The organism is Pacificoceanicola algae (assembly GCF_049341065.1).
Taxonomy (GTDB): domain Bacteria; phylum Pseudomonadota; class Alphaproteobacteria; order Rhodobacterales; family Rhodobacteraceae; genus Pacificoceanicola.
The window spans coordinates 126,601-152,933 of sequence record NZ_JBMPIX010000008.1; the positions used below are offsets into that span (position 1 = coordinate 126,601).

Sequence of the window (26,333 nt, forward strand, 5' to 3'; positions counted from 1 at the left end):
GAAGCCTCCCGCCATCACTTGGCCCATGTCCTAAGGAAAAACTCCATGGCAGACCAGAGCACGCTTGAGTGGCGGGGAGAGGTTCCCGTCTCGACCCGTTTTGATGACCCGTATTTCTCGTTGGAAAACGGTCTGGCCGAGACGCGCCATGTGTTCTTGCAGGGCAATGACCTGCCCGCCCGGTTTCGCGATGGTTTCCATATTGCCGAATTGGGCTTTGGAACCGGGATGAACCTGCTGGCGGCGCTGCAGCTGTGGCGCGACGCCGGGATTGCCGGGCAGCTGCGCTTTACCAGTTTTGAGGCTTTCCCCCTTGCCGCGGGGGAAATGATCCGCGCGCAAGCGGCCTTCCCCGAGGTCGCGGGCGTGGCCAAAGATCTGGCCCCCTACTGGCAAAAGGACGCCCGCGAAATCATACTGCCGGATCTGCACTTTCAGATGATCGAAGGCGATGCCCGCGCAACTCTGCCCGCATGGGAAGGTCTGGCTGACGCATGGTTTCTGGACGGCTTTTCCCCGGCCAAGAACCCCGAACTGTGGGCGCCGGACTTGATGCAAGCGGTTGCGGATCACACCGCCGCACAGGGAACCGCCGCCACCTATACCGCCGCAGGCCACGTCAGGCGGGCGCTGGCCGAGGCGGGGTTTGAAGTTACCCGCCTGACCGGCTATGGCCGCAAACGTCACATGACCCAAGCGCGGAAGGCCTGAGATGAAAGAGCAGAATATCCCCTTGGGGATTTGGCTGATGGTGCTGACAACCTTCATCTTTGCAATGCAGGACGGGCTTTCGCGCCATCTGGCCGGGGAATACAACACCATGATGGTGGTGATGATCCGCTATTGGTTCTTTGCCGCATTCGTCATGGCCATCGCGAAAAGGCAAGCAGGAGGTCTGCGGATCGCCGCGAAAAGCGGGATGCCATGGGTGCAAGCCTTTCGCGGTGCGCTTTTGGCGGTGGAAATCAACGTCATGGTGGTCGGCTTCGTGTTTCTGGGTTTGGTCGAAAGCCACGCGGTCTTTGCCTGCTACCCGTTGCTTGTCGCCGCCCTGTCCGGCCCTGTGCTGGGTGAAAGGGTCGGCTGGCGCCGGTGGGCGGCCATCGGGATCGGCTTTGTCGGAGTGATCATTATCCTGCAACCCTCGGGCGGGGTGTTTTCACCTTATGCTGCCATCCCGCTGCTGGCGGCCTTCATGTTCGCGCTTTACGGGCTTTTGACGCGCTATGTGGCGCGGTCCGATACGGCGGCAACCTCGTTCTTTTACACGGGCACGGTGGGCATGGTGATTTCGACCGCCATCGGCATGTGGTTCTGGCAACCGATGAGCGCGCCGGACTGGGGCTGGATGGCACTGCTTTGCCTGACCGGGGCAGCAGGGCACTATACGCTGATCCGCGTCTACGAAGTGGCCGAGGCCAGCGCGGTACAGCCCTTTGCTTATCTGCAACTGGTCTTTGCCAGCGCGCTGGGGATCGTGGTGTTCGGTGAAAGCATCCGTTTGAACGTGGCGCTTGGCGTTGCGCTGATCGTAATGGCCGGGCTGTTTACCCTCTGGCGGGCGCGACAGGTCGAAGCCAGATAGCGGGTCAGTCGGTGGTCGCCTGCAACGTGCTGCCGGTCAACTCTTCGCTGAAAGGCACAGGATGCGGCGGAAGGCCAAGCCGGGCGCGATAGACGGGCAGGCTTTCGGTGACGCGCATGACATAGTTCCGGGTTTCGTCAAAGGGAATGAATTCGATCCAATCGATGACATCCACCTCGCCTTTGCGCGGATCTCCATAACGTTGCATCCATTGGTTCGGACGCCCCGGCCCGGCGTTGTAGCCCGCCGCCATCATCACCGCGTTACCGTCAAACCGACCGGCCATATCAGCCAGATAGGCGGCCCCCAGTGTTGCATTGTAGGACGGATCGGACAGCAGCTTGTCAGCGTCATACTCCAGATCCAGAACGCCCGATACATCGCGCGCTGTCCCCGGCATCAGCTGCATGAAGCCGCGCGCCCCTGCGCCGGAAATCACGCCCGGATCAAACTCGGACTCGCGCCGCGCGATGGCGAGGACCAGTTCCTTTGGTACCGGGAAATTGGTGTCCACGATCTTGGGGTGAAGTGCGAAATACGGCCCTGGCAATTCGATCCCGAATTGCGCCGCCCGCTTACCCAGCATGACCTGAATGTGCGGCCGTTTCAGTTCGTCCAGCATCTGGCCCAATTGCCCCATGCCGACGCGGTCCAGGCCTTCGGCGAGGTGGGTCAGGAAACGCTCGGCCAACGAGGCCTCGCCAGCGGCCATCAGCAAGACAGCCGCCCGGAAAACCGATGACTTGGTGAATTCTGCCGTCTGCCAGTCGGGAAAGGACTCGGTGCCTGCCAAGGTCGGATCGGGCGCAATGCCAGCGCGCTCGGCAGCCAGAATACCGTAGAATGATGTCTGGTACTTGGCACCTTCGGCATAGGCTGCAGCGGCCTCCTCGGGCTTGCCCAATTCGTCATAGGTGCGGCCCAGCCAATAGCCGGCGCGGCCAACCGAGATCGGGGTCCAGACGGCCTCGCGGAAGCGTTTGAAGTGGATTTCCGCCAGATCGGGGCGTTGCAGATAGCGCAGCGCCAGATAGCCCGAGAGCCATTCGAGATCGGCGAAATCCGATCCCTCGACCAGAAAATGACTTGAGGCGATGCGATAGGCTTCAAGGACCGCGCCGTCGCGCATCCGTTCGCGCGCAAGATCGCGGCGCGCCCGGGCCCAAGCCCAGGGTTCACCCAGTTTTTCCGCACTGGTGGATTGCGCAAGAAGCAAGTCGATCGCCTCGGCGTCGCGGCCTTTGCGCACCCGCCAGAGGAAGCGTTCGAAGGCCAACCCCGGATGATCGGCCAGCTCTTCCGGTACGGCGGCGATCTTGCCGTCGACCCCGGCTTCGCTGCCGCGCAGCGCCAATCGCGCCTCTGCCAGCTTTTGCCAGCCCTCATCGACCAAGGGCACCATGGCGCTGGCATTGCTGCTCCAGCCTTTCCACAGCGCCATGTCCAGACGCGCCACATGGTGGTCCATCAACAGGACGCGCCAGTTTTCAAGAAACACGCGGCGCTCATCCGCGCTCAGCGGCAGGGTGCGCCAAGCCAGCACGACGTCCGCCTCGGCGGCGCCCTCTTCGCCGTCTTGCATGTGCGCGCGTGCAAGCGCCAGAACGCCAGACCCGGTCTGCGGCGTGTCATTTTCGAAAAACGCACGCACCACGGAAGTGTCAGCCTCGGAAATGGCGATTTCGCTTTTCTCGCGCAGATAGGGCAAACCCGGCCAATCGGGATTGCGGTTCAGAAAATCCAGCACTTCGGCCACATCGCCGCGCCCCGCCCGCAGCGCATGCCACAGAATCACATCCAGTGCCTCTTGCCCGTCGCCGCGTGCTTCGATCCGGGCCTTGGCCCAATTCCCGTCACGCATGGCCACCAGCGCACGGGCCAACGCCTGCCCGCTGTCTTGAGCCAAAGCGGGGCCAGGTGCGGAAAAGCAGGTAAAAAGGAAGAGAAGGCAGGCCAGAAGGCGCGACATGAGCTTGCAATTTCCGTGTTAAAAAGGAATAGACGCGATTTGAGGATATCGCGCGCAGCGGCCCCTTCAACTCACAATCTCTTTGGGTCGGCGGATTTCCTCTGAATTGCGAAGTGACGAAACCAATATAGGAGAGCGTGTCATGTTCAAGGGTTCGATGCCTGCACTGGTCACGCCGTTCAAGGACGGCGCGGTGGATTTCGACACGCTCAAACGCCTGGTCGAGTGGCACGTCACCGAAGGTTCGCACGGGTTGGTTCCGGTGGGCACAACCGGCGAAAGCCCGACCCTGACGCACAAGGAACACGAGGCAGTCATCGCCTGCGTGGTCGAGGCTGCCGCGGGCCGGATTCCGGTGATCGCCGGGGCCGGGTCGAACAACACGGACGAAGCCGTGCGCTTCACGCAATATGCCGCCAAGGTTGGTGCCGATGCGGCGCTGGTTGTGACGCCCTATTACAACAAGCCGACTCAGGCCGGGCTGATCGCGCATTTCAAGGCCGTGCATGACTGCGCCGAGATTCCGATCATCATCTACAACATTCCGGGCCGGTCTGTTGTCGATATGAGCGCGGCCACCATGGGCGAGCTTTCGAAGCTGCCGCGCATCATCGGTGTCAAGGACGCCACCGGCGATCTGGCGCGTGTCTGCGCCCAGCGCATCACCTGCGGGCCGGATTTCATCCAGCTTTCGGGCGAAGATGCCACGGCGCACGGGTTTAACGCCCAAGGCGGGGTTGGCTGCATCTCGGTCACCGCGAACGTCGCGCCGCGCCTGTGCTCTGAGCTTCAGCTCGCCTGCCTTGAGGGCGACTATGCCAAGGCGTTGACGCTGCAAGACCGCCTGATGCCGCTGCACAGCGCAATCTTTACCGAGCCGGGGTTGAATGGTGCAAAATACGCCATGTCACGTCTGGGGCTGTGTTCCGAAGACACCCGCCTGCCGCTCATGCCAGTGACCCAGCCAACGCGCGAGCTGCTGGATGCCGGGTTGCGACACGCCGGGCTTTTGAACTGAACAGTCTGGCGGAAACGCGGGTTCATACACAATAAAGGGCGGGGAAAATCCCGCCCTTTCTCTATGATCGCCAGTCAGCCCAAAACTACTGGCCGAGCGTCGTCTCCAGCCCCTCGGGCTGTCCGACCACCACAAAGTGCAGCGCCTCGGGCTTGAGAATACGCGCTGCGACACGCTTCACATCTTCCAGGGTTACCGCCTCGATGCTTGCGTTGCGGGTGTTCACGTAGTCCGGGCTCAGCCCCTCTAGTTGCATCCCGACCAAAATTCCGGCGATCCGTCCATTCCCGTCAAACCGCAGTGGGTAGCCGCCGGTCAGATAGGTCTTGGCGCGGTCCAGTTCGTCCTGCGTCACGCCCTGTTCTGCCACGCCGGTCCAGACATCGCGGATCACATCCACCGCCTCGGCAATGCGATTGTTGGCCGAGGCAACGCGCCCCAGATAAAGCGCCGCGTGTTCCTTGGGCACAAGGTAGGAATACACACCGTAGGTCAGGCCGCGCTTTTCGCGCACCTCGTTCATCAGCCGCGCCTCAAAGCCGCCGCCCCCCAGAACAACGTTCATCACATAGGCCGCAAAGAAATCGGGATCATCGCGTGCGATACCCTCATGGCCGAAAATCGCCACCGATTGCGGTGTCTCGAATGGCACCACGGTGACGCCCGCTTTGGTTTGCACCTGTACGTCTTCGGGTTGCGGGGCGCCGGTGTCCGGCAGATCGGACAGCAGCGTATCCATCAAGGCGCCCAATTCCTCGGCCGAGATATCGCCCGCCGCCGCGACAAAGACCCGGTCCTTTGCCATCGTTGCCTTATGGGCCGCCTGAATATCCTCGCGGGTCAGCGCAGAAACGCTTTCGACCGTGCCATCATAGGCCGAGCCATAAGGATGATCGCCAAAGACCATCTTGTCCCAGGTCACGCTGGAAATCGAATCGGGGTCGCGCAGGTCCGACCGGATCGAGGAAAGCACCTGCGCGCGCACCCGTTCAATCGCATCGGGGTCAAAGCGCGGATTGATCAGCGACTCGCGCAACAGTGCCACGGCCTCATCGCGGTTTTCCGTCAGGATTCGGGCCGACACTGTCAGCACGTCGTCACTGACATCATATTCGAACTGCGCGGCCATTCCTTCGGCCGCTTGGGTAAAGCCCTGCGCATCCAGATCTCCCGCGCCCTCTTCGAGCAAGGCGACCATCAGATTGGTTGCGCCCCTCTTGCCCGGCGCGTCCAACGATGCCCCGCCGCGAAAGCTGAGCTCAATCGACACGAAGGGGATAGACGGCTCTTCGACCAACCAGGCCTTGAAGCCCCCGGGGCTTTCCACATCTTGGATGTTGACCTCGGCCTGAGCCGTGACCGCGCTGAAAACCAACGCCAGAATTGCGATCAGGCGGCTCATTGGGTCACCTCCCCTTCTTCGGCATCCATCAGATAACCGGTCACTGATTTCTTGCGATCGAACACTTCGCGGGCAGCTTGCAGAATGTCCTCTTCGGTCACCGCCTGCAGCACGTCAGGCCAGGCCTGCACATCCTCGATCGTCAATCCCGAGGTCAGCGCCCCGCCGTATTTGCGCGCCAGTTGCTGGACGTTGTCGCGTTCGTAGATCTGCTGCGCCTTCAACTGGAACTTGATCCGCGCCAAGGCGTCAGCATCCACCCCCTCTTGCATGAATTCGGCGATGGCCTTGTCCATGGCGGCCTCGGCCTCTTCAAGGCTGACCCCCTCGGCGGGCACGACGATCAGGCCAAAACTGGTGTCATCAAGCGAGGTCGCGTCGTAAAACGCGCTGGTATAGACCGCGATCTGGCTGTCGAATTGCAGTTTTTGCGTCAGAACCGAAGTTTGCCCACCGCCCAGCACCTCGGACAGCATGACAAGGGCCGCGGCCTTTTCCTGAGCCGCCGAATCGCGCTCGGGCGCGAGGTAGCTGCGCATCACATAGGGCTGCGCGACGCGAGGGTCGCGAAAGATCATGCGCTGTTCGGCCAGATGGCGCGGTTCTTGCGCCCGCATGCGCGGTTCCAGATTGGGGTTCGCGGGGATCGGCTCGTAATGCTTTTTGGCCAGCGCCAGCACCTCATCGGGCTGCACATCGCCCGCGACGATCAGGATCGCGTTGTTGGGCGCATAGAACTGGCGGTAATAGCCAAGCGCGTCTTCCAGCTCCAGACTTTCCATCTCGTGGCGCCAACCGATGATCGGCGTGCCATAAGGGTGGTTCATGTATAGCGCCGCCTGACGTTGTTCGCGAAAAAGCGAGCCGGGATCGTTTTCGACGCGTTGATTGCGCTCTTCGATGATCACCTCGCGTTCGGTCGCGATATCCTCGGGCGAGAGTTGGAGATTGACCATCCGGTCCGACTCCATCTCCATCATCAGGTCAAGGCGATCGACCGCAACACGTTGATAGTAGGCAGTATAATCGCTGCTGGTAAAGGCGTTGTCGGTGCCGCCATTGGCCGCGACAACCTTGGAAAATTCACCAGGTTCGAGCTTTTCCGTGCCTTTGAACAACAGATGTTCAAGAAAATGGGCAATGCCTGACCGGCCGCGCGGCTCATCCGCCGATCCGGCACGATACCAGACCATCTGCACCGCAACCGGGGCCCTGTGGTCTTCGATCACGACGACGTCCATGCCGTTTTTCAGCGTATAGGACGTGACCTGATCCGGCAGGTCTTGCGCCCAAACAGGCAAAGCCGCGAAAACCGTCAATACAAGTGATAAGGCTAGCCGAGGCATCGCAGATCCCTTCGAGTTATGGTTAGGGGAAACCTACGACGCATTTGATTAAGTTCAAGCTTCCATGACGATGCCGTGATCGGCAAAGCCCCGGATTTGCCAGAAACGCAAATTATTGAGGAGGGGCCGCGGGTGTTTGCGCACCGGCGCGGCGGAACCGTTCAAGCCAAGCATAGGGGTCCAGAGCCTGACGCCGGTAGGCGCGATAATATTCGTCCGTCGGCACAATGCTCCAGGTAAAAAGCGAGCGCCGCTTGCGGAAATCCAGATCTTCAGAGGCCAGTTGCTGACGAATGGTGCCATCGCGGCCAAAACGGCTGGCGCGGCTGATGATCGCGGTGTCGGCTGCGGGTACTCCGGTGCCCACATCCAGACGCTCAGGGCGGCCACCCAATGCGGCGACGGCATCTTTCAAGGGCGTCTGATCCGTACGGTTCGCACCGCCCGGCGTCGGCGCGGGAAGCGCTGAATAGCTTTCTGGTTCCGAAAGCGGTTTGTTCGGAACGATGGCAAACTCTTCGGGTTTGCCACTGTTGGTCTTGAGGTTGTGCAGGGTGATGTCCCGATTGCCCAATCCACAGGCCGAAAGCCCGATAAGCGCCAGTAATCCCACAAGATGCGCAGCCCGCATCGCTACCTCCAAGTCCAATTGTTCATAGCCTTAGCGCATATGAACAGCGGCGTCACGCGCCCTTTTTATCGTTTGGGAACAGAACCAGCCCAAGCGCCCCGACAAAAATCGCGACATCCGCGACGTTGAAGGCAAAGGGATTGTTCAAACCGCAACACGACATGTTCAGAAAATCGGCGACCGCGCCGTACAGCAAACGGTCCACGACATTACCTAAGGCCCCGCCAATCAAAAACCCGGCCGAGATCAGGCCCATACGTCCCGGCGGATCACGGCGCATCCAGACCAATACGAAAAGTACAATCCCCAGTGCGACAGAGATCAGGATCCAGCGCGTCGCAGGGGCTTCGCCGGACAAAAGGCCAAAGTTGACGCCATAGTTCCAGGCCATGCGAAAGTTCAGATAGGGTGGAAACACTTCGATCGTCAGGCGCGTGGCAAGGTCCATGACATGCACGACCCAGATCTTTGTGACCTGATCGATCAGGAACACCAGAATGGCCACAGCTCCGACCAGCCCGATTCCCTGCATGGATTGTCGTTTTGCCACTGCCTGCGCCTTGCCTGCTTTCAGTCTTCAGCGTGGTTTACAGCCCGGAATCGCAATTGAAAACCGGCCTTCTGCGCGCGGCAGTCAATTGATTGCACAGCCTAGCGCAAAACCGCCAGAACCCCGCGATAGGCTGAGCCCGCGGCCAGCATGTCGATGGACCCGTTGTTGTTCAAGGTCACGGACACGCAGACCTCGCGCCCGACATCGTCCAGCAAGGCTGTGGTGAAATTGATGACGCCCGGTTCCGATCCGCCCTTGTAGGCGACTCGCGCCCAATTGTCCGGCTCGGCCAAACCCGGCCCCATTTCCATCAGTGGCAGGTCAGCCAATGGCCCGATCAAGGCGCAAAGGTGACTGACAGGCACCTCCCACTCGAGACCGGGCACATAAGGCGGCACGACGGATGAGGCAGGCAGGTTCTGCGCGGCCTTGGCGGCGATCTCGGCTTTGGCTTCGGGCGTATCGGCGGCCAGCCAGTCGGCCTGCGCGGCCTCGTCCAGCTTGAGCGCAAAGAATTCGCGTGTGGTCAAAAGTGTCTCAAGCCCAAGCGCAGCAGAGACGCGATCCCGGCCAAGCACGTCGATCAGCAGATCGGTGGCGGTGTTGTCCGAGATCGAGATCATCAGCGCGGCCGCCGTATGCAGGGTGACAGGCGAGCCATCGGGCAGGTTCTGCAACTCGCCGGTCGGCAGGGATTTGTGGCGCGCCTCAAGCTGCACAACATCATTCCAGTTGCGCACCCCCATCTTGACGTCTTGCGCCAGCACCGAAAGCACCCCCAGCTTAAAGGCCGAGGCCACCGCCATAGGTGTGTTCGCCGCACGTTCGCTCAGGACCTGCCCATCGCGCAGCACCAACCACGAGACCTTGTCGGCGAGGTCATTGAACTGCATCAGAGCCGTTTCCATGTCCTGCGGAATCGGTTCCGGAGCGTCGAACCACAGCGTCGAAATCTTCTGGTTTTCGTCCAATATCAACTTGCCAGCGGCGCGGTGCGTTTTGGTTTCGATGTAGAACTGCCCATCCGAGGCCTCGACCACCAGCGGCTCGCCGATCAGGGCGTGGACCTGATCGATAACATCCTGCACGCTTTCGATGGGAATCTGCGCCAGAAAGGTCGGGGCGAAATCCTGGGCATGGGCGCCGCCAAGAATGAGATTTCGCAGAACTTCATCGGCGTTTTGTGCAAACACGGGACCGCTCAGGCAAATGCCCAGAACGGCCCCAATAGCCTGACTCTTCAACTGCCTAAACATGCCTTGCCCCTTTTTTAGACAGAATGACCTTGGGGAAGTCATCCTGCAAGAGCGAAGCGCATGCGGTCAGTGACGGAAGTGACGCATACCGGTGAAAACCATGGCCAAACCAGCTTCGTCGGCGGCCTTGATCACCTCGTCGTCGCGCATTGATCCGCCGGGCTGGATCACGCAGGTCGCCCCGGCGGCCTCTGCCTCCATCAAGCCGTCCGCGAAGGGAAAGAAGGCATCCGAGGCTACGGCCGAGCCGATGGTCAACGGTTCCGGCAACTCAAGTGCCTCGGCCATGCGTTCGGCCTTTTTGGCAGCGATCAGCGCGCTGTCCACGCGGCTCATCTGGCCCGCACCAACGCCGACGGTGGCGCCATCCTTGACGTAGACGATGGCGTTGGACTTGACGTGCTTGGCGACTTTCCACGCGAACAGGAGGTCGCGCATCTGCTCTTTCGTAGGGGCTTTCTTTGTCACCACCTTCAGATCGTCCAGCGACATCTGACCGTTGTCCTTGTCCTGCACCAGCATCCCGCCGGACACCTGACGATAGGCCAGCCCCGCCTCGGCAGTATTGGCAAGGCCCGGCGCCACCAGCAGGCGCAGGTTCTTTTTCCTGGCAAAGACATCGCGCGCGGCGTCATCTGCTGCCGGGGCGATGACCACCTCGGTGAAGATTTCGCAGATCGCCTCGGCGGTTTCGACATCCAGCTTGCTGTTCAGTGCCACGATCCCACCAAAGGCGCTGGTGCGGTCGCAATCAAAGGCCTTCTGGTAGGCATCTTTCAAGGTCGCGCCCTTGGCAACGCCGCAGGGGTTGGCGTGCTTGATGATCGCGCAGGCAAACCCATCGGCGGGCAAAAACTCCGACACCAGTTCGAAGGCGGCGTCGGTGTCGTTGATGTTATTGTAGCTCAGTTCCTTGCCCTGAATCTGCTGCGCCACGGCCACGCCGGGACGGTCCGACCCATCGACATAGAAGGCGGCGCCCTGATGCGGGTTTTCGCCGTAGCGCAGGCTTTGCGCCAATGTTCCGGCAAAGACGCGGCGGCGCGGGGTCGTCTCACCGATGGCGCTGGCCATCCATGTGCTGACCGCCGCATCATAAGCGCCGGTACGGGCATAGGCGATCTGTGCCAGTCGCTGGCGGAAGGCATATGAGGTCTGGCCGTCGTTGGCGTCCAGCTCCGCCAGAAGCGGGCCGTAATCCTCGACGTCCACCACCGTGCTGACAAAAGCGTGGTTCTTGGCTGCCGCGCGGATCATTGCAGGGCCGCCGATGTCGATGTTCTCGATCATCTCATCGTAGTCGGCGCCGCGGGCCAAGGCCGCTTCGAAGGGGTAAAGGTTGACCACCAGCAAATCGATCTCGCCGATGCCGTGTTCCTGCATCGCCGCGACATGTTCGTCGTTGTCGCGCAGCGCCAGAAGGCCACCGTGCACCTTGGGGTGCAGCGTCTTGACGCGGCCATCCATCATCTCGGGGAAACCGGTGACATCGGCCACATCGCGCACGGCGATCCCCGCGTCACGGATTGCCTTGGCCGACCCGCCGGTGGACAGAATCTCGACGCCGCGATCGGCGAGGGCCTTGGCCAGATCGGTCAGACCGGTCTTATCGGAAACGGAAATCAGCGCGCGGCGCACGGGATGAAGGTCAGACATAGCAGCAGTGTCCCCTTGGGGTTTAGATCAAATCGACATCTCTTCCTCGTCCATCGCCAGATCGCGCACGACGGTGGCCGTCTCCTGCGCTTTGGCCAAGGACCAGCGGATGCGGGTCGCATAGTCCATTGCGCGCCCGGATAAAACGATTTGTTTTGTCGCGCGTGGTCGCATGCGCCCTTTTTCAAGGTAAACCGAAGGTTCGATGTCCAGTTCTGCCTTGCCGGAAAACCGGAAAACCCAGATTTCGCCCGACCGCAGCGCCATGGACACCGCGCTACCGCCCATATCCAGCGCCACATCGACTTCGGGGTGCAAATGAAAGCGGATGTCATACGGCAGACCACCCAACTTGACCGCATCCATCGCCCGATCAAAGCGCTTGTTGGCGGCGCCGTCCAAGGCCACCAGATAATCTTCGCCCTTCACTTCGCGCCCATCAAGGCTCAGTTCGATGGACCGCGCGTGGGTCAGGCCCTGAAGCCGGACATAGCCATCGTGTCCCGCCTCCATCCTGATGTAATTGGCCTGATGATCCATCTGAACGGGCACATGACGCGGGGTGTCTTCCAAAAGCTCGCGTCGCGAGGCGCCGATCCAGCGCCCCGGCGCGAGGCGCGAACTGGAATAGCCCTGAAGGCACAGCGTCGAATGCGAAGGCGTTGCCCGCCCTGCCCGCCGCCAGTCAGCGCCGAAATCGGCACCCGATCCGCAATTGACGATCAATGGCCTGCGTCCCGAGGTCAGCTCGAATGCAAGGGTCGAGGCATGCGCCTGCGCCGAGGCTTTGCCATCGGGCGGCGGCGCTGCGTCAACGATCACCGTGCTGCGCGCCGCCGAGATCCGGGCATAGCCCATGGCCAGCCCCTTGGTCTGACGCTTCTTGCTGCCCGAAGCCGCAAGCGCCTGATCCAACCGCCCGTCAAGCCCCCGCCCGCCGCCGTGAAACCGCGCCAAACCACCGTCCGCATGGCGCAGCGCCCGCAGCGTCGGCGCGATCTTGGCAATTGCCGCCAGATGCGCGGGCTCGGGTGTCTTGTGCACCTCTTCCAAGGCGGCCTGCGCCCATGTGAGCAGAGTGAAGACTTCCAGCAATTCTTCGGGGTTGCGGGTGGGAATGCCGCCCTGTTCGTCCACCTGCCGCGCGCATTCGGCGGCCAAGGCGATGCGCGCCGGTTCCGCCCGCGCCTCCATCCCCTCGATCGACAGCCCGCAATACAGCAGCCCGGTCAGCGCCTCGAACCGGGGCAAACCGGGACTGGCCGCCTGCCAGCGCCGTGACAGAAAGGTCGTCTGCGCCGCCAGCGCCTTGTAATACGCCTCCGCTTCGGGGGCGCCCATGCCGCGCAGCAGGAACAGCGCGTGATGCACCCAGCGGATCACCCGCCGACCGGTCAATTCCGGCGACCAGCCCGGCCCGGTGCCATTGCCATAACGTTTGATCCAGCCCCACAGCCAATCCTGCGCCAACGCCCGGGCCTTGGCATCGCCCACCGCTGCCAGATCGTCAAGCCAGCCAAAGCCGTGAAGCGCCTCGGCAAAGGCCTCGTCGGGCAGGTCGAGATCCCAAATCATCGCGCCCTGCACCTCAAGCAGGTGGCCCGAAAACATCAGGTTTCCGGCGATCATCTGCCGCCCGCGCGCGAAATAGCCAATGGTCCGGGGTTCTGGTTGCGATACAAAGCCCGTCGCCGGACGTGCACGTGCCGCCACCCGGGCATGCAAACGATTGAGAAAGCGCGCCTGCTTGGCACGCCAGTTCCGCCCCTCGGACATCTCACTGCCTCATGTTTTGGCGACTGCTCGGCCGCGTCACGCCCCTTTTGGGGCTGTTCTTGGAGGCAAAGATACCGCGAAGGCGCGGCGAAGTCACCTTGCTTTGTGCGCCGAAAGCGGGAAATGGCACCTGAGTCGGACTTGCAGGCTTAAGACTTGCGCAAAAGCGCCATGTAAAAGCCGTCCATACCCCCGAGGTCGGGCCAGAAATCCGGCCTCAACCGCAGCCCGCCTTCGTCCGAGCGCCAGCCGTCTTCAATCCAATCGGCCTGCGGTTCAACAATCTCGATGCCCTCAAGCGTTTTCAGCGCTTCATCGATCTGGCATTCGCCTTCATCCGGGATCAGCGAACAGGTGGCATAGACCAGCCGCCCGCCGGGTTTGAGCAGACTGATGGCGTGGCTCAACATTGCCTCTTGCAGACCAATCAGCTCGCCGATCTTTTCGCCGTGGTGGATGTGCGGCAGATCCGGATGGCGGCGGATCGTGCCGGTGGCCGAGCAAGGCGCATCCAGCAAGATTGCGTCATATTGCCCCTCATGTTCCAAAGCATCGCCCTCGACCAGTTTCGCCTTCAGCCCGGTCCGCGTCAGATTTTCCTGAACCCGTTCCAACCGAGCCGCCGACAGATCCAGCGCGGTTACATCTGCCCCCGCCGCCGCCAGTTGCAACGTCTTGCCCCCCGGCGCGGCGCACATATCCAGCACCTTTTGCCCGGCGACATCACCCAAAAGCCTGGCAGGCAGTGCCGCCGCAGCGTCCTGCACCCAAAAATCGCCCGCCTCATAGCCCGCCAGCGCGCTGACCTGCCCCCCCGGCAGACGTACCGACCCGGTGGGCAAAAGCACCCCGCCGACCGCTTCGACCAGCGCGGCAGCGTCGCCCTTGGCCGTCAGATCCAGCGGCGCCCCTGCGAACTGCGCCCGCTCCATCGCTGCCACGGGTTGCGGCCCCCAGGCCTCGACCAGCGGCGCGCGCAGCCATTTGGGCAGGCGCGGCACGCGCAGCTTGGCCCATTCCTCTGGGCCATTGGCGGCCACTTTGCGCAGCACCGCGTTGACCAACCCCTTGAACTGCGCTGTCCGCTTGCCCGCGCCAACCAAATTGACCAGATCGTTCACCACCCCATGCGCCGCCCCGCCGCTGCACAATTCGACCGTACCCAGCCGCAGCGTGTTCAACACCACCAGCCCCGGCGCCTTGCGCAAGTGCGGCTTGAGCACCCGGTCCGCCCGTTCCAGCCCGCGCAACACCTCGGTGGCCAACCGTTGCGCGGCGGCCCGATCTGCGGGCTCCAGCCTATCCAGCTTGGTGACCGCCTCGCCCAAGGGGCGGGCTTCGCCCAAAACCTGCGTCAGAATTTGAACAGCACCCTTACGGGCCGGGCTGAAAGCATGCGTCATGGGGTCTCCGGGGACGGGGATGCGGGGCGAAAGCTTGCCCCGGGGCTGGGCAAGCGTATATCAACCCCTCAGATCAAGGAAAAGCCAATGTCTGAGAGCATCAAAGACCTGCCCCCTGCCGCCCAGCGTGCCCTTGCCGAAGCGGACGAGCGCCGCCAAAAGGCCGAAGCCGAGGCAAAAGCGCTGCCCAAAGAGCTTGGCGGCCGCGATGGCCCCGATCCCGCCCGCTATGGCGATTGGGAGAAAAAGGGCATCGCGATCGATTTTTAAGCGCCCCGCTGCTGCGCAATTGCGTTAAGCTGCAGGCGTGGGCGCCTCAGTTCAACCCGAGCACATCGAGCATGTCATATTCGCCCGGCGCCTTGTCCTGCCCCCATAGCGCCGCCCGCAGCGCGCCCCTGGCAAACAAGGCCCGGTCTGACGCGATATGCTTGATCACGATCCGCTCGCCGGGGCTGGCAAAGATCACCTCGTGTTCGCCGACCACATCACCGCCGCGAATGGCGTGAAAGCCGATGTCGCCGCGCTTGCGCGCCCCGGTGATCCCGTCGCGGCCACGGTCCGACACCTCGTCGAGCGTGACGCCGCGCCCTTCGGCGGCCGCTTCGCCCAGCATCAAGGCCGTTCCCGAAGGCGCATCGACCTTCTGATTGTGGTGCGCTTCGACGATCTCGATGTCCCAATCTTCGTCCAAGGCCGCCGCAACCTGCCGTGTCACCTTGGTCAACAGGTTGACCCCAAGGCTCATGTTGCCGGCGCGCACGATCACCGCGTGATGCGCCGCCTTGTGGATCTTGGCCAGATCATCCTCGCTCAGCCCGGTGGTGCCGATCACATGCACCGCCCGTGCCTGCGCCGCCAGTTCCGCAAAACCCACAGTCGCCGCAGGCGCGGTGAAATCAATCACCGCCTGCGCGCGGGCAAAGGCCTCAAGCGGGTCATCGCTGACCAGAACACCCAAAGGCGCGCCGCCCATGCATTCGCCCAGATCGCGGCCGATCCAGTCGTGGCCGGCGCGCTCCAGACCGCCCGCCAGTTTCAGGCGATCACTGGCTAAAATTTCTTTCACCAGCATCTGGCCCATCCGGCCCGAAACCCCTGTGACAACAACGCCCGGCTGATCGGTCATCGGCTTTTCTCCATTCTTGCGATTTCCCGCTTCCATAACCCGCCCCGCGCCGCTTGGCAAAGCAGAGTGCAAGGCGTACATCTGCCCCATGGCAAAGAACAGAATCCCAGACGGCCCCGGTCAATCGCAACGACAACTTCGCGTTGGCGAATTGCTCCGCAGGCGCCTCTCCGAAATCCTTTCGCGGGCTGAGATCCATGATCCGGATCTTAACCGCATGACGATCACCGTCGGCGAAGTCCGTGTCTCGCCCGACCTGCGCATTGCAACAGCCTATGTGGTGCCGCTTGGCGGCAAGGGCGAAGAAGACATGTTCGAGCTGCTGCACAAACACCGGGGCGAATTGCGGCACCTGCTGTCCAAGGGCATGAAACTGAAGCATACCCCGCAGCTGCATTTCCGCCTCGATGACACCTTTGATCAGCTGGACGAACATCGCCGCCTGATGTCACAAGACGCGGTGCGCCGCGATCTGGACAAGTGATGCGCCTGCCAGCCCTTGCCCTTACGGCTTTGGGTCTGGCGCTGATCGCGCCCGAGGCCCGGGCCGTGACCTGCGCAGCGCGCAGCTTTGACGATAGCCGTTACACGGTCTGCGAGGTACATCCCGAAACCGAGGAGCTGCGGTTGTTCCTGCGGGCCGAAAACGGCCAGCCCTACGGCCATTTTTCGGCGCTGGAAACCGCGCTTGGGACACAGGGCAAGACCCTGCCCTTTGCGATGAACGCGGGCATGTACCACGATGACCGCTCGCCGGTGGGCCACTATATCGAGGACGGCACCGAAGAGATGCGGGTGATCTCTACCCCCGGTCCCGGCAACTTTGGGCTGCTGCCAAACGGGCTGCTTTGCATTCAGGATGACGCGGCAGTTGTGATCGAAACCCGCGATTATCTCGAACAGCGGCCGGAGTGCCGGTACGCCACGCAATCCGGCCCGATGCTGGTGATCGACGGCGAATTGCACCCGCGGTTTCTGCCGGACAGCACCTCGCGATATGTCCGCAACGGTGTTGGCACCTCTGAGGATGGCAAACGCGCGGTTTTTGTGATTTCGGAAACCCCGGTCACCTTCCACGAATTCGCCCGTCTGTTCCGCGACGAGCTGGGCCTGCCCAACGCGCTTTTCTTTGACGGCAATGTCTCACGGCTTCATGCGGCCCAGCTTGGCCGCTCGGACCTTGGCCGCCCGATGGGCCCCATCGTCGCCGTCGTCGAGAAAACACCCTGACGCGCCTTTCGTCTTGTCGCGAATACTCCAAAGGACTGATCCCTGGCGGCCACGTTTTGGCCTGCGTGCCACCGGCTGCCCCTTGCACCAGACGCCCGAGCGGCCTACCTCGGACAAACCGACCCAAGCCCCGGAGCGCCCATGCCCAAGTCACCGCAAGACCTGACCCAATCGCTTTTGACCGCCGCCCGCAAGGCCGGGGCCGATAGCGCAGACGCCATCGCCGTTGCAGGCACCGCCCTGTCCATCGACGTGCGCGCCGGGCAGTTGGAGCAGGCCGAACGCGCCGAAGGCAGCGATATCGGCCTTCGGGTCTTTGTCGGACAGCGCAGCGCCATCGTTTCAGCCTCCGACACCTCCGACAGCACGATCGAGGCTATGGCAACGCGCGCCGTCGCGATGGCCAAAGAGGCCCCCGAGGATCCCTATGCCGGGATCGCGGCCCCCGGCCAACTGGCGCAAAACTGGGACATCGACGCGCTGGAACTGTCGGACCCGGCGCCCGAACCCGCCCCCGGCACGCTCGAAGACGACGCCCGCCGCGCCGAGGCCGCGGCCTTGGCAAAAGCAGGCATCACGCAGGTCCAGTCCGCTAGCGCCGCCTATAGCGCGCGGCAGGTCTGGATGGCCGCGACCAACGGTTTCGAGGGCGGCTATGCCCGCACCTCGCGCAGCACGTCCTGTGTTGCCATCGCCGGCACTGGCCTTGGGATGGAGCGCGACTACGATGGCGACAGCCGCACCTTTCAGGATGAACTCCGCACACCCGAAGAGATCGGCCAAAGCGCAGCCGACCGCGCGCTAGCCCGACTGAACCCCACCAAACCCAAGACCGGCGCCTATCCGGTGCTGTTTGACGAACGTATTGCGGCCTCTCTGATTGGTCATCTGATGGCCGCTGTGAACGGCGCTGCCGTGGCGCGCGGCGCAAGCTGGCTGCGCGAGGCGATGGGCGAGCAGATCCTGCCCGAAACGCTCTCGTTGCTCGAAGATCCCTTTCGCCCCCGCGCCGCCGCCTCGCGCCCCTTTGATGCCGAAGGCCTGCCGACCCAGCGGCGCGCAGTGATCGACAAGGGCGTTTTGACCGGCTGGACTCTGGACCTTGCCAACGCTCGCAAGCTGGGCCTCGCCCCCACCGGCAACGCCGCGCGCAGCGCCGGATTGGGTCCGTCGCCCACCACTTGGAACCTTGAACTGACGCAAGGCGATCAAAGCCGCGACGATCTGATCAAGGCCATGGGCACCGGTCTTCTGGTCACCTCGATGATCGGCGCCACGATCAACCCCAACACTGGGGATTATTCGCGCGGCGCCGCGGGCCTTTGGGTCGAAAACGGCGAAGTCAAAGGCCCGGTGTCCGGCGTGACCATCGCGGGCAACCTGCGGGATATGCTGAGGTCCATGATCCCCGCCAACGACGCTCGCCCTTGGCTGTCGCGCGTTGTGCCCTCGTTGCTTGTCGAAGGTCTGACCCTTGCCGGCGAGTGATCTGACGCTTCTGATCGAAGCTGCCAAGGCCGCTGGCAAGGAAGCCCTCAGCCATGTCGGCGGCGATCTCGATGTGCGTCACAAAGACGACAACGCAGGCCCGGTGACCAAAGCCGATCTGGCCGTTAACGCCCTGCTCGAAGACCGTCTGCGCCGCGCCCGCCCGGAGTATGGGTGGCTCTCCGAGGAAAGCGCCGACAGCGCCGATCGCGTGACCAGCGAAACCTTGTTCATCGTCGATCCGATCGACGGAACCCGCTCCTTCATCGAAGGCTCGGAAACCTGGGCGCATGCGCTTGCCGTTGTACAAGACCGCGAGGTGACGGCCGCCGTGGTCTTTCTGCCCGCACGCGACAAGCTGTACAGCGCGTCGCAGGGCGGCGGTGCGCGGCTGAACGGCAAACCGATCAGCGTCGGGCGCCACACCGATCTGGGCAAGGCCACCGTGCTAGCCACCCGCCCCAGCCTTGACGCCCGGCATTGGCCGCGTGGCGTGCCCAATCTCAAACGCAGCCATCGCCCCTCGCTGGCCTACCGGCTGAGCCTTGTGGCCGAGGGCCGCTATGACGCCATGTTCACCTTTCGCCCGTCTTGGGAATGGGACATCGCCGCTGGCGCTCTGATCCTTGCCGAAGCGGGCGCCAGGGTCAGTGACCGGCGCGGCGCGCCCTTGCGCTTCAACAACGCCGTTCCGCAGACCGATGGCGTGCTGGCAGCCAATCCGCGACTGCATGCCGCGCTGCTGGACCAGCTGCTGTAAACCAGCCCTGAAAGGGCAGCGGCTATGCTTGACCCCGCAGGCGCATCCGCTAGGCTGCGCGGCGCAGCTTTGGCACGAAAAAGGAGCCACAATGCAAAGACTTCACCTTGTTTTCGGCGGCGAATTGGTCGATCCGGCGAAACCCGTGTTCCGCGACGTGGATGACCTCGATATCGTCGGCATCTTCCCCAACTACCAAGCGGCCTACAACGCGTGGAAAGCGGCTGCGCAGCGTACCGTGGATAACGCCCATATGCGCTATTACATCGCGCATCTGCATCGCCTTCGCGACGAAGAGACCGAGGTTTCTTCGACCGAAGAACTCGGCTAGGCCTTGGCCCCCCGCGCGCTGAGCCTTCAGGCCTATATGGCCTATGCGCGCAGCAGCGCCGCCCTTGGCAGCAATGGCTCTGACAACGACTGGCCCAAGCGCAGGCCCGGCCCGCTGGTCTGGGGGCATGCGCAGGGCCGCGACGCCGGACGCGCATTGGCCCATCTTTTCGCCCGCATGGCGCAGCAACGCCCGGAACTCCAGTTCATCCTGTCCGGCGATGCCGAACCATCGCCGGGAATGGCGCATGTCACGCTGCCAGCCGAACGCGCCTCCGAGTGCGAGAAGTTCGCGCAAGATCTGCGCCCTGACTTTTGCCTTTGGGCCGGGACCGATCTGAGCCCGGCCTTGCTGCACGCGGTCAGCGATGCGGGCGCCTATATGATCGCCTTGACAACACCCGAGGACACTTGGCGCAGCCGGGTTCCGCGCTGGCTGCCCGATCCGACAAATGCCACGTTGGCCCTGTTCGACCTGATCCACATTCGCAGCGAAAGCACGCGGCGCATGCTGCGGCGTCACGGGATCGGCGCGGATCGTTTGCGATTGGCTGGCCCCTTCCTCGACACCGGCACGCCGCTGGACTGCCCTGACCCGCAGCTCGAAGAGGTGACGGCCGCATTGGCGGGGCGGCCCGTCTGGCTTTCGGCGAGGACCCGCCCGGAAGAGGCGGCGGACGTGTTGCGCGCCCATCGCCGCGCCATGCGCCTTGCCCACCGCCTGTTGCTGATTCTGGTGCCAAACGACGCCGCAGACTTTGAGACCATCACCAGCATCGCCAAGGCTGAACAGATGCGCCTGTGCCTATGGGACAACGGCGAGTCGCCGGATGAAAACACCCACGTTCTGTTGATCGAAGGGCCAGAGGAGCTGGGCCTTTGGTATCGACTTGCGCCGCTGGCCTTTCTTGGCGGCTCGCTCGTCCCGGGCCACGGCGGCAGCGATCCCTACGAGGCTGCGGCGCTTGGCACGGCAATCCTTTACGGGCCAAACGTCGGGCGGCACCTGTCGTCCTATTCCAAACTGGTCGAGGCAGGCGCCGCCCGCATCGTCCGCGACACCGATTCGCTGGCAACTGCGGTTTCACATCTTGTCGCACCGGATCAGGCGGCAACGATGGCGCATGCGGGCTGGGATGTCGTGTCATCCGGGGCCGAGCTGATCGATTCCGTCACCGCCGAGGTCTTTGATCGGATCGACGCGCAGGAGACACCCTGATGCGCCCGCCCCGCTTCTGGTTCACGCCGCCTGATCGGCCAGATCTGCTTGCAATACTGCTGGCCCCTCTTGCGTCGCTGACCGCTTGGGCGACCGCGCGCCGGGTATCTCAGCCGCCCGGCTTCGCCCCCAGCGCACCTGTCATCTGCGTTGGCAATATCAACGCGGGCGGCACCGGCAAAACGCCCACCGTCATCGCTCTGGTCCAGATGCTGATGGCGCGCGGCATCACCCCGCACGTCATATCGCGCGGGTATGGCGGGCGCATCAGCGGCCCCATACAGGTCGATCCGCAAGCCCATGGTGCAGAAGATGTCGGGGACGAGCCGTTGCTGATCGCCGCCTTCACCCCCACTTGGGTCGCCAAGGACCGGGCCGAAGGCGCTCGCGCCGCCGAAGCGGCAGGTGCGACCGTCCTGATCATGGACGACGGGTTTCAGAACCCCTCGCTGCCCAAGGCTTTGTCGCTGATCGTTGTCGACGCGGTGGCGGGGTTCGGCAACGGACGCTGCCTGCCCGCTGGCCCGCTGCGCGAACCTGTCAGCACTGGGTTAGCCCGCGCCGACCTGTTGATCTCGATTGGTCCGGACAGCGCGCAAAGCCGCTTTTACGAAGCCTGGAGCCCGCAGATCACCCTGCCCCACATGACGGGGCACCTTGCTCCGCTGCAAACCGGGATGGATTGGGAGGGGCTTCCCACGCTTGCCTTCGCGGGCATCGGCCACCCGGAAAAGTTCTTTGCCACGCTGCGCGGCCTCGGTGCCGATCTGAAACGTTTTGAGGCGCTGGACGATCATCAGCCGCTGACACCGGCGCTGCTGTCCCGTCTGGAAAACGATGCAAAGGCGCTTGGCGCGCAGCTGGTCACCACCGAAAAGGACGCGGTGCGCCTGCCGCCCGAGTTTCGGCAAAAGGTGCTGACGCTGCCTGTCCGGTTAGAGATCGCCGACCCGGCCCCGTTGAATGCCGCTTTGGATCGGATCTTTGGCTAGATTACTCCGCTGCCATGCTCTGATCGCGATAGCCGATGGCGGCGATTTCCGCGATGACCCCGCGCAGGACCCTGCGGAACGTGTTGAAATCCTGATTCGGACGAATTGTCGCTTCGTCCATATAGATCGCACGGTCGATCTCGATCTGGATGGCGTGCTGGCCGCGTGACGGACGCCCATAGTGCTGCGTCGTGAAGGCTCCGGCAAAGGGTGCGTTGCGCGCCACCTTGAGACCCGCTGCCGCAAAGGCCGCCTCGACCCGCTCGACGATCTCGCCACTGGCCGAGGCGCCAAAACGATCCCCGATGACGATCTCGGGGCGCGGCGATCCGGCGCGCACCGTGCTATCCAACGCCTCGCGCGGCATCGAGTGGCAATCAATCAGAATCGCCTCGCCGAAACTGTCATGCGCGAAATCCAGCAGGCCCTGAAGTCTCGCGTGGTAGGGCTTCCAGATCTGCTGCAACCGCCTGTCGGCTTCTGCCTTGGGCAGCTTGCCGCGGTATATCGCCCGGCCCCCGGCCACAACGCGCGGCACCACGCCAAGGCCGCTTGCCACACGCGGGTTGTGCCCGCCCCGGCGCACCCCTTCGATCAGGGCCGGGTCCAGTTCGTCCAGCGCGCGATTGAGATCCACATAGGCACGCGGCGCGCCTGCCCTCAGCAAGGGGGCTCCGAACTGCGGGGCGCAATCAAACAGCCGATCCACATAGGCATCCTCGGACGAGCGGATCACATGTTCGTCCAGAACGCTGCTGCTCAGAAAATCCCACGAATACTCCCGCCCCGAATGCGGCGAGGCAAAGACCACACAAGAGGTCGTCACGTCAGGCTCATTCAAGAGGAAGGAAAGCTTTGGCATTCAGGGTCCTTGTCGCAATTTTTAACGGCAGTTTTCGTTTTGTATGAAGCACCTGAACCGATGCCCACCTGCCGCGTCCCCCTATGAGGCAGCATGTTCCGGGACAAATCAAACGCAAAGTGCAGTCATGGGGATTCATTGTGTGCCGAAAGCCCTTGATCCCCGTTTCGACTCCTTTTATAGACCCGTCCACCGGCGCGGTCTTCCGCGCCCCATTTTTTGGTGGACCTCACCGAAAAGGGGGCGTAAAGGGCAGCGCAGGCCATAAGATGGGTGATTAGCTCAGCGGTAGAGCACTTCGTTGACATCGAAGGGGTCACTGGTTCGATCCCAGTATCGCCCACCATGGAATTCACCGTCGCCGGGTCGTCAGGCCCGGAGGCAAGGCAAACAAACCGCATGGCGCTCGCGCGCCGCGACGAACAGAGGAGAGACCACCATGAAGGTCGCTAACTCACTCCGCTCGCTCAAGAAGCGCCATCGCGATTGCCGCGTTGTGCGCCGTAAGGGCCGCGTTTACGTGATCAACAAAACGCAGCGCCGTTTCAAAGCCCGTCAGGGCTGAGACCCGCGCAACGACAGTTGTTCAAAAGGCCACCCCAACGGGTGGCCTTTTTCTTTTCAATCAACCCGAATTTTCGCAACACCCGCCCCCCTGAACACAGCGCGTCCAAGGAAGGCTTGCGGGGGGGGCAAAGCCCCCGACGTTGCTACCGCCCCAGAATACTGTCAGCCAGCAGCCGCACGACGGTCTTTTCATCCATGTAACCGGTCACTGGCAGCCCCCGGGTACGTTGGTATTCGCGAATCGCGCGGCGGGTATTCTTGTCGAACTTTCCGTCCACTGTTCCGGGTTTCAGCTTCAACTGCTTGAGCCGCGCCTCGGCCAGACGCATCGCCACCGGGTTCAGGCTCAACGCCTCTTCCTCGGCCCGGGCACGGGCCACAGCGCGCGCCTCCGATTCTTCGCGGTTCAGATCTTCGATTCGGGCCGCTGCCTGATTGGCAAAGGCCCCACCAGGGCGCTCGGACAGGTACTGGCGATAGGCGGCGATGGTGTCAGTCTCGCGCGCCCGGTCCCAAGCCCGCCTGTCCTGCACGGCGGCAGAGCCGGCGCGACGCTCTTCGATCTGGGCGATCAAACGCCGCGCTTCATCCGAGTGCAGGCCATCGGGGAACTGCTCAAGGTATCGGCGCAGCCCGGTCTCGTCCCCCTGCCCGTTAACGCGACGCCAAAGTTGATTGTCCTGGCGCTCAAGCTCAAGCGCGCGTCTTTCCGCCTCGGCCTCCAGTTCTGCGGCCTTCGCGCGGGCAGCATCGTCCAACCGGCCAATTTGCGACCGGTCCAGATAGCTGGAGACAGGCAGCCCAAGATCGCCCTGCCACTGCTTGATCGCCCCGCGTGTCCCGGGGCCAAAGATGCCGTCTATGCCGCGCGTGTTGTAGCCCAGCAGCGACAGATCGCGTTGAATGTCCCGGCGGGCATTGCGCGACAGCCCCAGCGCCTCTTCGTCGCGCCGCGCCGCATAATAGGGTTCGGCCCGGATCGCCGCCAATCGTTGCCGCGCCGCCGAGGCGTGCAGCCCTTTGGGAAAGCCCTCAAGATAGGTCTGGTAGCCCTCGGCGCTGTCTGCCTGCTGGGCAAGCCGCCAAGCGGTGTTGTCGGCCTGTTCGGTCGCCCTGGGGGCAGTGTCCTGATCCGGCGTCTTGCCGGGCTGGGGCGGCTTTATATCGCTGTTGCGCAGGACAACCTGCCAAGGCGGATCAAACCCTTCGATCTGCAACTCATAGGCTTGAGCCGCCTGTACCAGCCTGGCATTTGGCCGGGTCATGTCGCGGGTCGCATAGGCCGCCACATCCGGCGCCAGACCCCGGATGACTGTAACCCCCTGCGGCACCTGAAGATTGCCAAGACCGGGTTCCAGATAGGGGCCAGCCTCGACCTCGTTGGCTGTCTCTCCCAGCACCAGAAAGGCGCGCCCCGGCGCCTGTGCCAGCACCGCAAGCGCGGCATCCAGAGGAAAGGCGCGTGTCAAAACGCTGGCCGCATCGGTATTGGGCCTGTTGTCCACCGGCAAAAGATATGCGCCCCCCGGGCCATGCAGAAAGGCCCCGGCCAGCACCACGATCAGCGGGTTATCACCGGGCGCGAGCCCATCGACAAACGTGGCAAAGGCCCGGTCCATTGTCTGAGCATCCGCATCGCTGACCTCGGTCACGTCAAGCCCCGCGTCGCGCAGATTGTCAGCCGCCGCGATAACCCGTTTGGCTCCGAAAAAGCTTTGCACGGCACCATAGCGCGAATTTCCGATGACCAGCGCATCGCCCGCCGCCTGGGCACCGCCCGCCGCCACCATAAGCCCTGCAAGAGCCAGAGACATGAACCGCATACAAAGTCCTCCTTGAACCAAAGCCGTGTCGGCGCATCCTTGCGATGCGCGCCGCTTTGGGTCTTTGCCATATCGCGCGATGTTATCCGAAAACCAGACTGTGGTTATCGCATCGCGCCTGCAAAGCGTAAGGACAGACCCTGTCAGAACAAGGGGAAAGCTCAGTCGTAACTGCGCATGTCCTCGATCACCAAGCCATCGCGCGGCAAACCGCCGACCGGGACCAGTTCAACCCGGCCCTTCAGCTTGAGAACCTCGGCGACCAGGCCTTCGAACTGTGATGCATCCTGTGCTTCGGATTCGATTCGCACGGTCATCACGTCCATCTCACCCTCGCGGCTGGCGACGACGCGGGCGCGCGAGATGCCGTCGTGTTTGGCCACCAATTGCGCAACCTGTTCTGGGCGCACGAACATACCCTTGATCTTGGTGGTCTGATCGGCCCGCCCCATCCATCCCTTGATGCGCATGTTGGTGCGCCCGCAGGGGCTGGTGCCCTCCATCACCGCGCTCAGATCGCCGGTGGCAAAGCGGATCAGCGGGTAGTCGGGGTTCAGCGTGGTGACCACAACCTCGCCCACCTCGCCGGGGGCAACGGGGTCTCCGGTGCCGGGGGTGACGATCTCGACGATGACGTGTTCATCGACGATCATTCCTTCCATCGCCGGGGTCTCATAGGCGATGTTGCCCAGATCTGCGGTGGCGTAACATTGCAGACAGGCGATACCGCGCTCTTGATAATAGGCGCGCAGGCTGGGGAACAACGCACCTCCACCCACAGCCGCGCGGGTGATGGCCAGCGCAACGCCCATCTCATCGGCCTTCTCAAGGATGATCTTGAGATAATCCGGCGTGCCCGCATAGGCCGTGACACCAATGTCCTTGGCCGCCCGCACCTGAAGCTCGGTCTGGCCGGTGCCCGCTGGCAAGACCGCTGCGCCGACAGCCCGCGCGCCATTCTCAAAGATCATGCCGGCCGGTGTCAGATGATAGCCAAAGCAGTTCTGGACAATATCCCCCGGTCCGATCCCGCAGGCATTCAGAAACCGCCCCATGCGCCACCAGTCGTGGCTGGAGCCGCCCGGCTCATAAATCGGCCCCGGGCTTTGGAAGACATGCGCGATATTCGACACCGGCAACCCGCCAAAGGGCGGCTGTTCGGCCTGCCGCCGAGACAGGTCCGCCTTGCGCAAGACCGGCAAAGCGGCCAGATCGGCGAGGGTCTCGACCGGATCCTGCCCATACTTGGCCAATTGCGCGTTCAGCCCCTCCAGTTGCGCCGCCTCGCGGGCATCCTGGGTTTGGGTTTCCAAGTCGTCGAAATAGGTCGTCATACCG

Annotated in this window: 25 protein-coding genes and 1 tRNA gene; 13 read left to right on the plus strand and 13 right to left on the minus strand. The window is 63.1% G+C overall.

Annotated features, from left to right (window positions below; genetic code table 11):
- The first annotated feature begins 45 nt into the window (after positions 1-45).
- Together mnmC2 and ACOYQJ_RS13805 are read left to right on the plus strand one after the other, a co-directional pair.
- The gene (gene mnmC2 / locus ACOYQJ_RS13800; protein ID WP_422906614.1) at positions 46-711 is read left to right on the plus strand and encodes a tRNA (5-methylaminomethyl-2-thiouridine)(34)-methyltransferase MnmC2; all 666 of its coding nucleotides are present in this window, start codon (positions 46-48) and stop codon (positions 709-711) included.
- Between the two features lies 1 nt (position 712).
- The gene (locus ACOYQJ_RS13805; protein ID WP_422906615.1) at positions 713-1,585 is read left to right on the plus strand and encodes a DMT family transporter; all 873 of its coding nucleotides are present in this window, start codon (positions 713-715) and stop codon (positions 1,583-1,585) included.
- A gap of 4 nt (positions 1,586-1,589) precedes the next feature.
- Here the strand turns inward: ACOYQJ_RS13805 and ACOYQJ_RS13810 are convergent, their stop codons facing one another.
- Positions 1,590-3,554: a lytic transglycosylase domain-containing protein gene (locus tag ACOYQJ_RS13810; protein ID WP_422906616.1), complete on the minus strand. Its 1,965-nt coding sequence runs from the start codon at positions 3,552-3,554 to the stop codon at positions 1,590-1,592.
- Between the two features lie 142 nt (positions 3,555-3,696).
- Between ACOYQJ_RS13810 and dapA the strand changes: the two genes are divergently transcribed.
- Positions 3,697-4,572 carry a 4-hydroxy-tetrahydrodipicolinate synthase gene (gene dapA / locus ACOYQJ_RS13815; RefSeq protein WP_422906617.1) on the plus strand — a complete coding sequence of 292 codons (876 nt, stop codon included), beginning with the start codon at positions 3,697-3,699 and terminating at the stop codon, positions 4,570-4,572.
- 85 nt (positions 4,573-4,657) lie between these two features.
- Here the strand turns inward: dapA and ACOYQJ_RS13820 are convergent, their stop codons facing one another.
- The 8 genes from ACOYQJ_RS13820 to ACOYQJ_RS13855 all read right to left on the minus strand — a co-directional run bounded on the left by ACOYQJ_RS13820 (position 4,658) and on the right by ACOYQJ_RS13855 (position 14,595).
- Entirely contained in the window at positions 4,658-5,974 is a 1,317-nt protein-coding gene (locus ACOYQJ_RS13820) for a M16 family metallopeptidase (protein ID WP_422906618.1), read from the minus strand.
- Positions 5,971-7,320 carry a M16 family metallopeptidase gene (locus tag ACOYQJ_RS13825; RefSeq protein WP_422906619.1) on the minus strand — a complete coding sequence of 450 codons (1,350 nt, stop codon included), beginning with the start codon at positions 7,318-7,320 and terminating at the stop codon, positions 5,971-5,973. The genes ACOYQJ_RS13820 and ACOYQJ_RS13825 overlap by 4 nt, the downstream gene beginning before the upstream one ends.
- Before the next feature lie 112 nt (positions 7,321-7,432).
- Positions 7,433-7,951 carry a DUF3035 domain-containing protein gene (locus ACOYQJ_RS13830; protein ID WP_422906620.1) on the minus strand — a complete coding sequence of 173 codons (519 nt, stop codon included), beginning with the start codon at positions 7,949-7,951 and terminating at the stop codon, positions 7,433-7,435.
- 52 nt (positions 7,952-8,003) lie between these two features.
- Positions 8,004-8,483 (minus strand): signal peptidase II, encoded by a 480-nt coding sequence (lspA, locus tag ACOYQJ_RS13835; RefSeq protein WP_422906692.1) that lies wholly within the window; start codon positions 8,481-8,483, stop codon positions 8,004-8,006.
- 119 nt (positions 8,484-8,602) lie between these two features.
- A complete protein-coding gene (locus tag ACOYQJ_RS13840; protein ID WP_422906621.1) occupies positions 8,603-9,760 on the minus strand; it encodes a serine hydrolase in 1,158 nt (385 codons plus the stop codon).
- Between the two features lie 66 nt (positions 9,761-9,826).
- A complete protein-coding gene (gene purH, locus ACOYQJ_RS13845; protein WP_422906622.1) occupies positions 9,827-11,416 on the minus strand; it encodes a bifunctional phosphoribosylaminoimidazolecarboxamide formyltransferase/IMP cyclohydrolase in 1,590 nt (529 codons plus the stop codon).
- Positions 11,417-11,443: 27 nt separating this feature from the next.
- The gene (locus ACOYQJ_RS13850; protein ID WP_422906623.1) at positions 11,444-13,192 is read right to left on the minus strand and encodes a heparinase II/III family protein; all 1,749 of its coding nucleotides are present in this window, start codon (positions 13,190-13,192) and stop codon (positions 11,444-11,446) included.
- Between the two features lie 149 nt (positions 13,193-13,341).
- A complete protein-coding gene (locus ACOYQJ_RS13855) occupies positions 13,342-14,595 on the minus strand; it encodes an RsmB/NOP family class I SAM-dependent RNA methyltransferase (RefSeq protein ID WP_422906624.1) in 1,254 nt (417 codons plus the stop codon).
- 87 nt (positions 14,596-14,682) lie between these two features.
- Here ACOYQJ_RS13855 and ACOYQJ_RS13860 point away from each other — a divergent pair, with 87 nt between their 5' ends.
- Positions 14,683-14,865: a DUF1674 domain-containing protein gene (locus tag ACOYQJ_RS13860; RefSeq protein WP_422906625.1), complete on the plus strand. Its 183-nt coding sequence runs from the start codon at positions 14,683-14,685 to the stop codon at positions 14,863-14,865.
- Between the two features lie 46 nt (positions 14,866-14,911).
- On the opposite strand, the gene dapB is transcribed toward ACOYQJ_RS13860, so the two are convergent.
- On the minus strand, positions 14,912-15,724 hold the full coding sequence (dapB, locus tag ACOYQJ_RS13865; RefSeq protein WP_422906626.1) for a 4-hydroxy-tetrahydrodipicolinate reductase: 813 nt from the start codon (positions 15,722-15,724) through the stop codon (positions 14,912-14,914).
- A gap of 88 nt (positions 15,725-15,812) precedes the next feature.
- Between dapB and rbfA the strand changes: the two genes are divergently transcribed.
- The 7 genes from rbfA to lpxK all read left to right on the plus strand — a co-directional run bounded on the left by rbfA (position 15,813) and on the right by lpxK (position 21,743).
- On the plus strand, positions 15,813-16,208 hold the full coding sequence (gene rbfA, locus ACOYQJ_RS13870) for a 30S ribosome-binding factor RbfA (protein ID WP_422906627.1): 396 nt from the start codon (positions 15,813-15,815) through the stop codon (positions 16,206-16,208).
- Positions 16,208-16,954, plus strand: coding sequence for a phosphodiester glycosidase family protein (locus ACOYQJ_RS13875; protein WP_422906628.1), 747 nt, complete (start codon positions 16,208-16,210; stop codon positions 16,952-16,954). Before rbfA ends, ACOYQJ_RS13875 begins: the two co-directional genes overlap by 1 nt.
- A gap of 141 nt (positions 16,955-17,095) precedes the next feature.
- Positions 17,096-18,442: a TldD/PmbA family protein gene (locus ACOYQJ_RS13880; RefSeq protein ID WP_422906629.1), complete on the plus strand. Its 1,347-nt coding sequence runs from the start codon at positions 17,096-17,098 to the stop codon at positions 18,440-18,442.
- Positions 18,429-19,202, plus strand: coding sequence for an inositol monophosphatase family protein (locus tag ACOYQJ_RS13885; RefSeq protein WP_422906630.1), 774 nt, complete (start codon positions 18,429-18,431; stop codon positions 19,200-19,202). Before ACOYQJ_RS13880 ends, ACOYQJ_RS13885 begins: the two co-directional genes overlap by 14 nt.
- Before the next feature lie 91 nt (positions 19,203-19,293).
- Positions 19,294-19,533, plus strand: coding sequence for a DUF4170 domain-containing protein (locus ACOYQJ_RS13890; RefSeq protein ID WP_422906631.1), 240 nt, complete (start codon positions 19,294-19,296; stop codon positions 19,531-19,533).
- A gap of 3 nt (positions 19,534-19,536) precedes the next feature.
- Complete coding sequence (locus ACOYQJ_RS13895; RefSeq protein ID WP_422906632.1) at positions 19,537-20,751, plus strand: 3-deoxy-D-manno-octulosonic acid transferase; 1,215 nt, start codon at positions 19,537-19,539, stop codon at positions 20,749-20,751.
- Positions 20,751-21,743, plus strand: a complete 993-nt coding sequence (gene lpxK / locus ACOYQJ_RS13900; RefSeq protein WP_422906633.1) for a tetraacyldisaccharide 4'-kinase — start codon at positions 20,751-20,753, stop codon at positions 21,741-21,743. The genes ACOYQJ_RS13895 and lpxK overlap by 1 nt, the downstream gene beginning before the upstream one ends.
- A gap of 1 nt (position 21,744) precedes the next feature.
- Here the strand turns inward: lpxK and ACOYQJ_RS13905 are convergent, their stop codons facing one another.
- Positions 21,745-22,605 carry an N-formylglutamate amidohydrolase gene (locus tag ACOYQJ_RS13905; protein ID WP_422906634.1) on the minus strand — a complete coding sequence of 287 codons (861 nt, stop codon included), beginning with the start codon at positions 22,603-22,605 and terminating at the stop codon, positions 21,745-21,747.
- 271 nt (positions 22,606-22,876) lie between these two features.
- On the opposite strand from ACOYQJ_RS13905, the gene ACOYQJ_RS13910 reads away from it, so the two are divergent.
- A tRNA-Val gene (locus ACOYQJ_RS13910) sits at positions 22,877-22,951 on the plus strand.
- A 93-nt stretch (positions 22,952-23,044) separates the two neighbouring features.
- The gene (gene ykgO, locus ACOYQJ_RS13915; RefSeq protein ID WP_007792261.1) at positions 23,045-23,170 is read left to right on the plus strand and encodes a type B 50S ribosomal protein L36; all 126 of its coding nucleotides are present in this window, start codon (positions 23,045-23,047) and stop codon (positions 23,168-23,170) included.
- A gap of 145 nt (positions 23,171-23,315) precedes the next feature.
- On the opposite strand, the gene ACOYQJ_RS13920 is transcribed toward ykgO, so the two are convergent.
- Positions 23,316-24,995, minus strand: coding sequence for a peptidoglycan-binding domain-containing protein (locus ACOYQJ_RS13920; RefSeq protein ID WP_422906635.1), 1,680 nt, complete (start codon positions 24,993-24,995; stop codon positions 23,316-23,318).
- A 161-nt stretch (positions 24,996-25,156) separates the two neighbouring features.
- Entirely contained in the window at positions 25,157-26,329 is a 1,173-nt protein-coding gene (locus ACOYQJ_RS13925; protein WP_422906636.1) for a phenylacetate--CoA ligase family protein, read from the minus strand.
- Positions 26,330-26,333 lie beyond the last annotated feature (4 nt).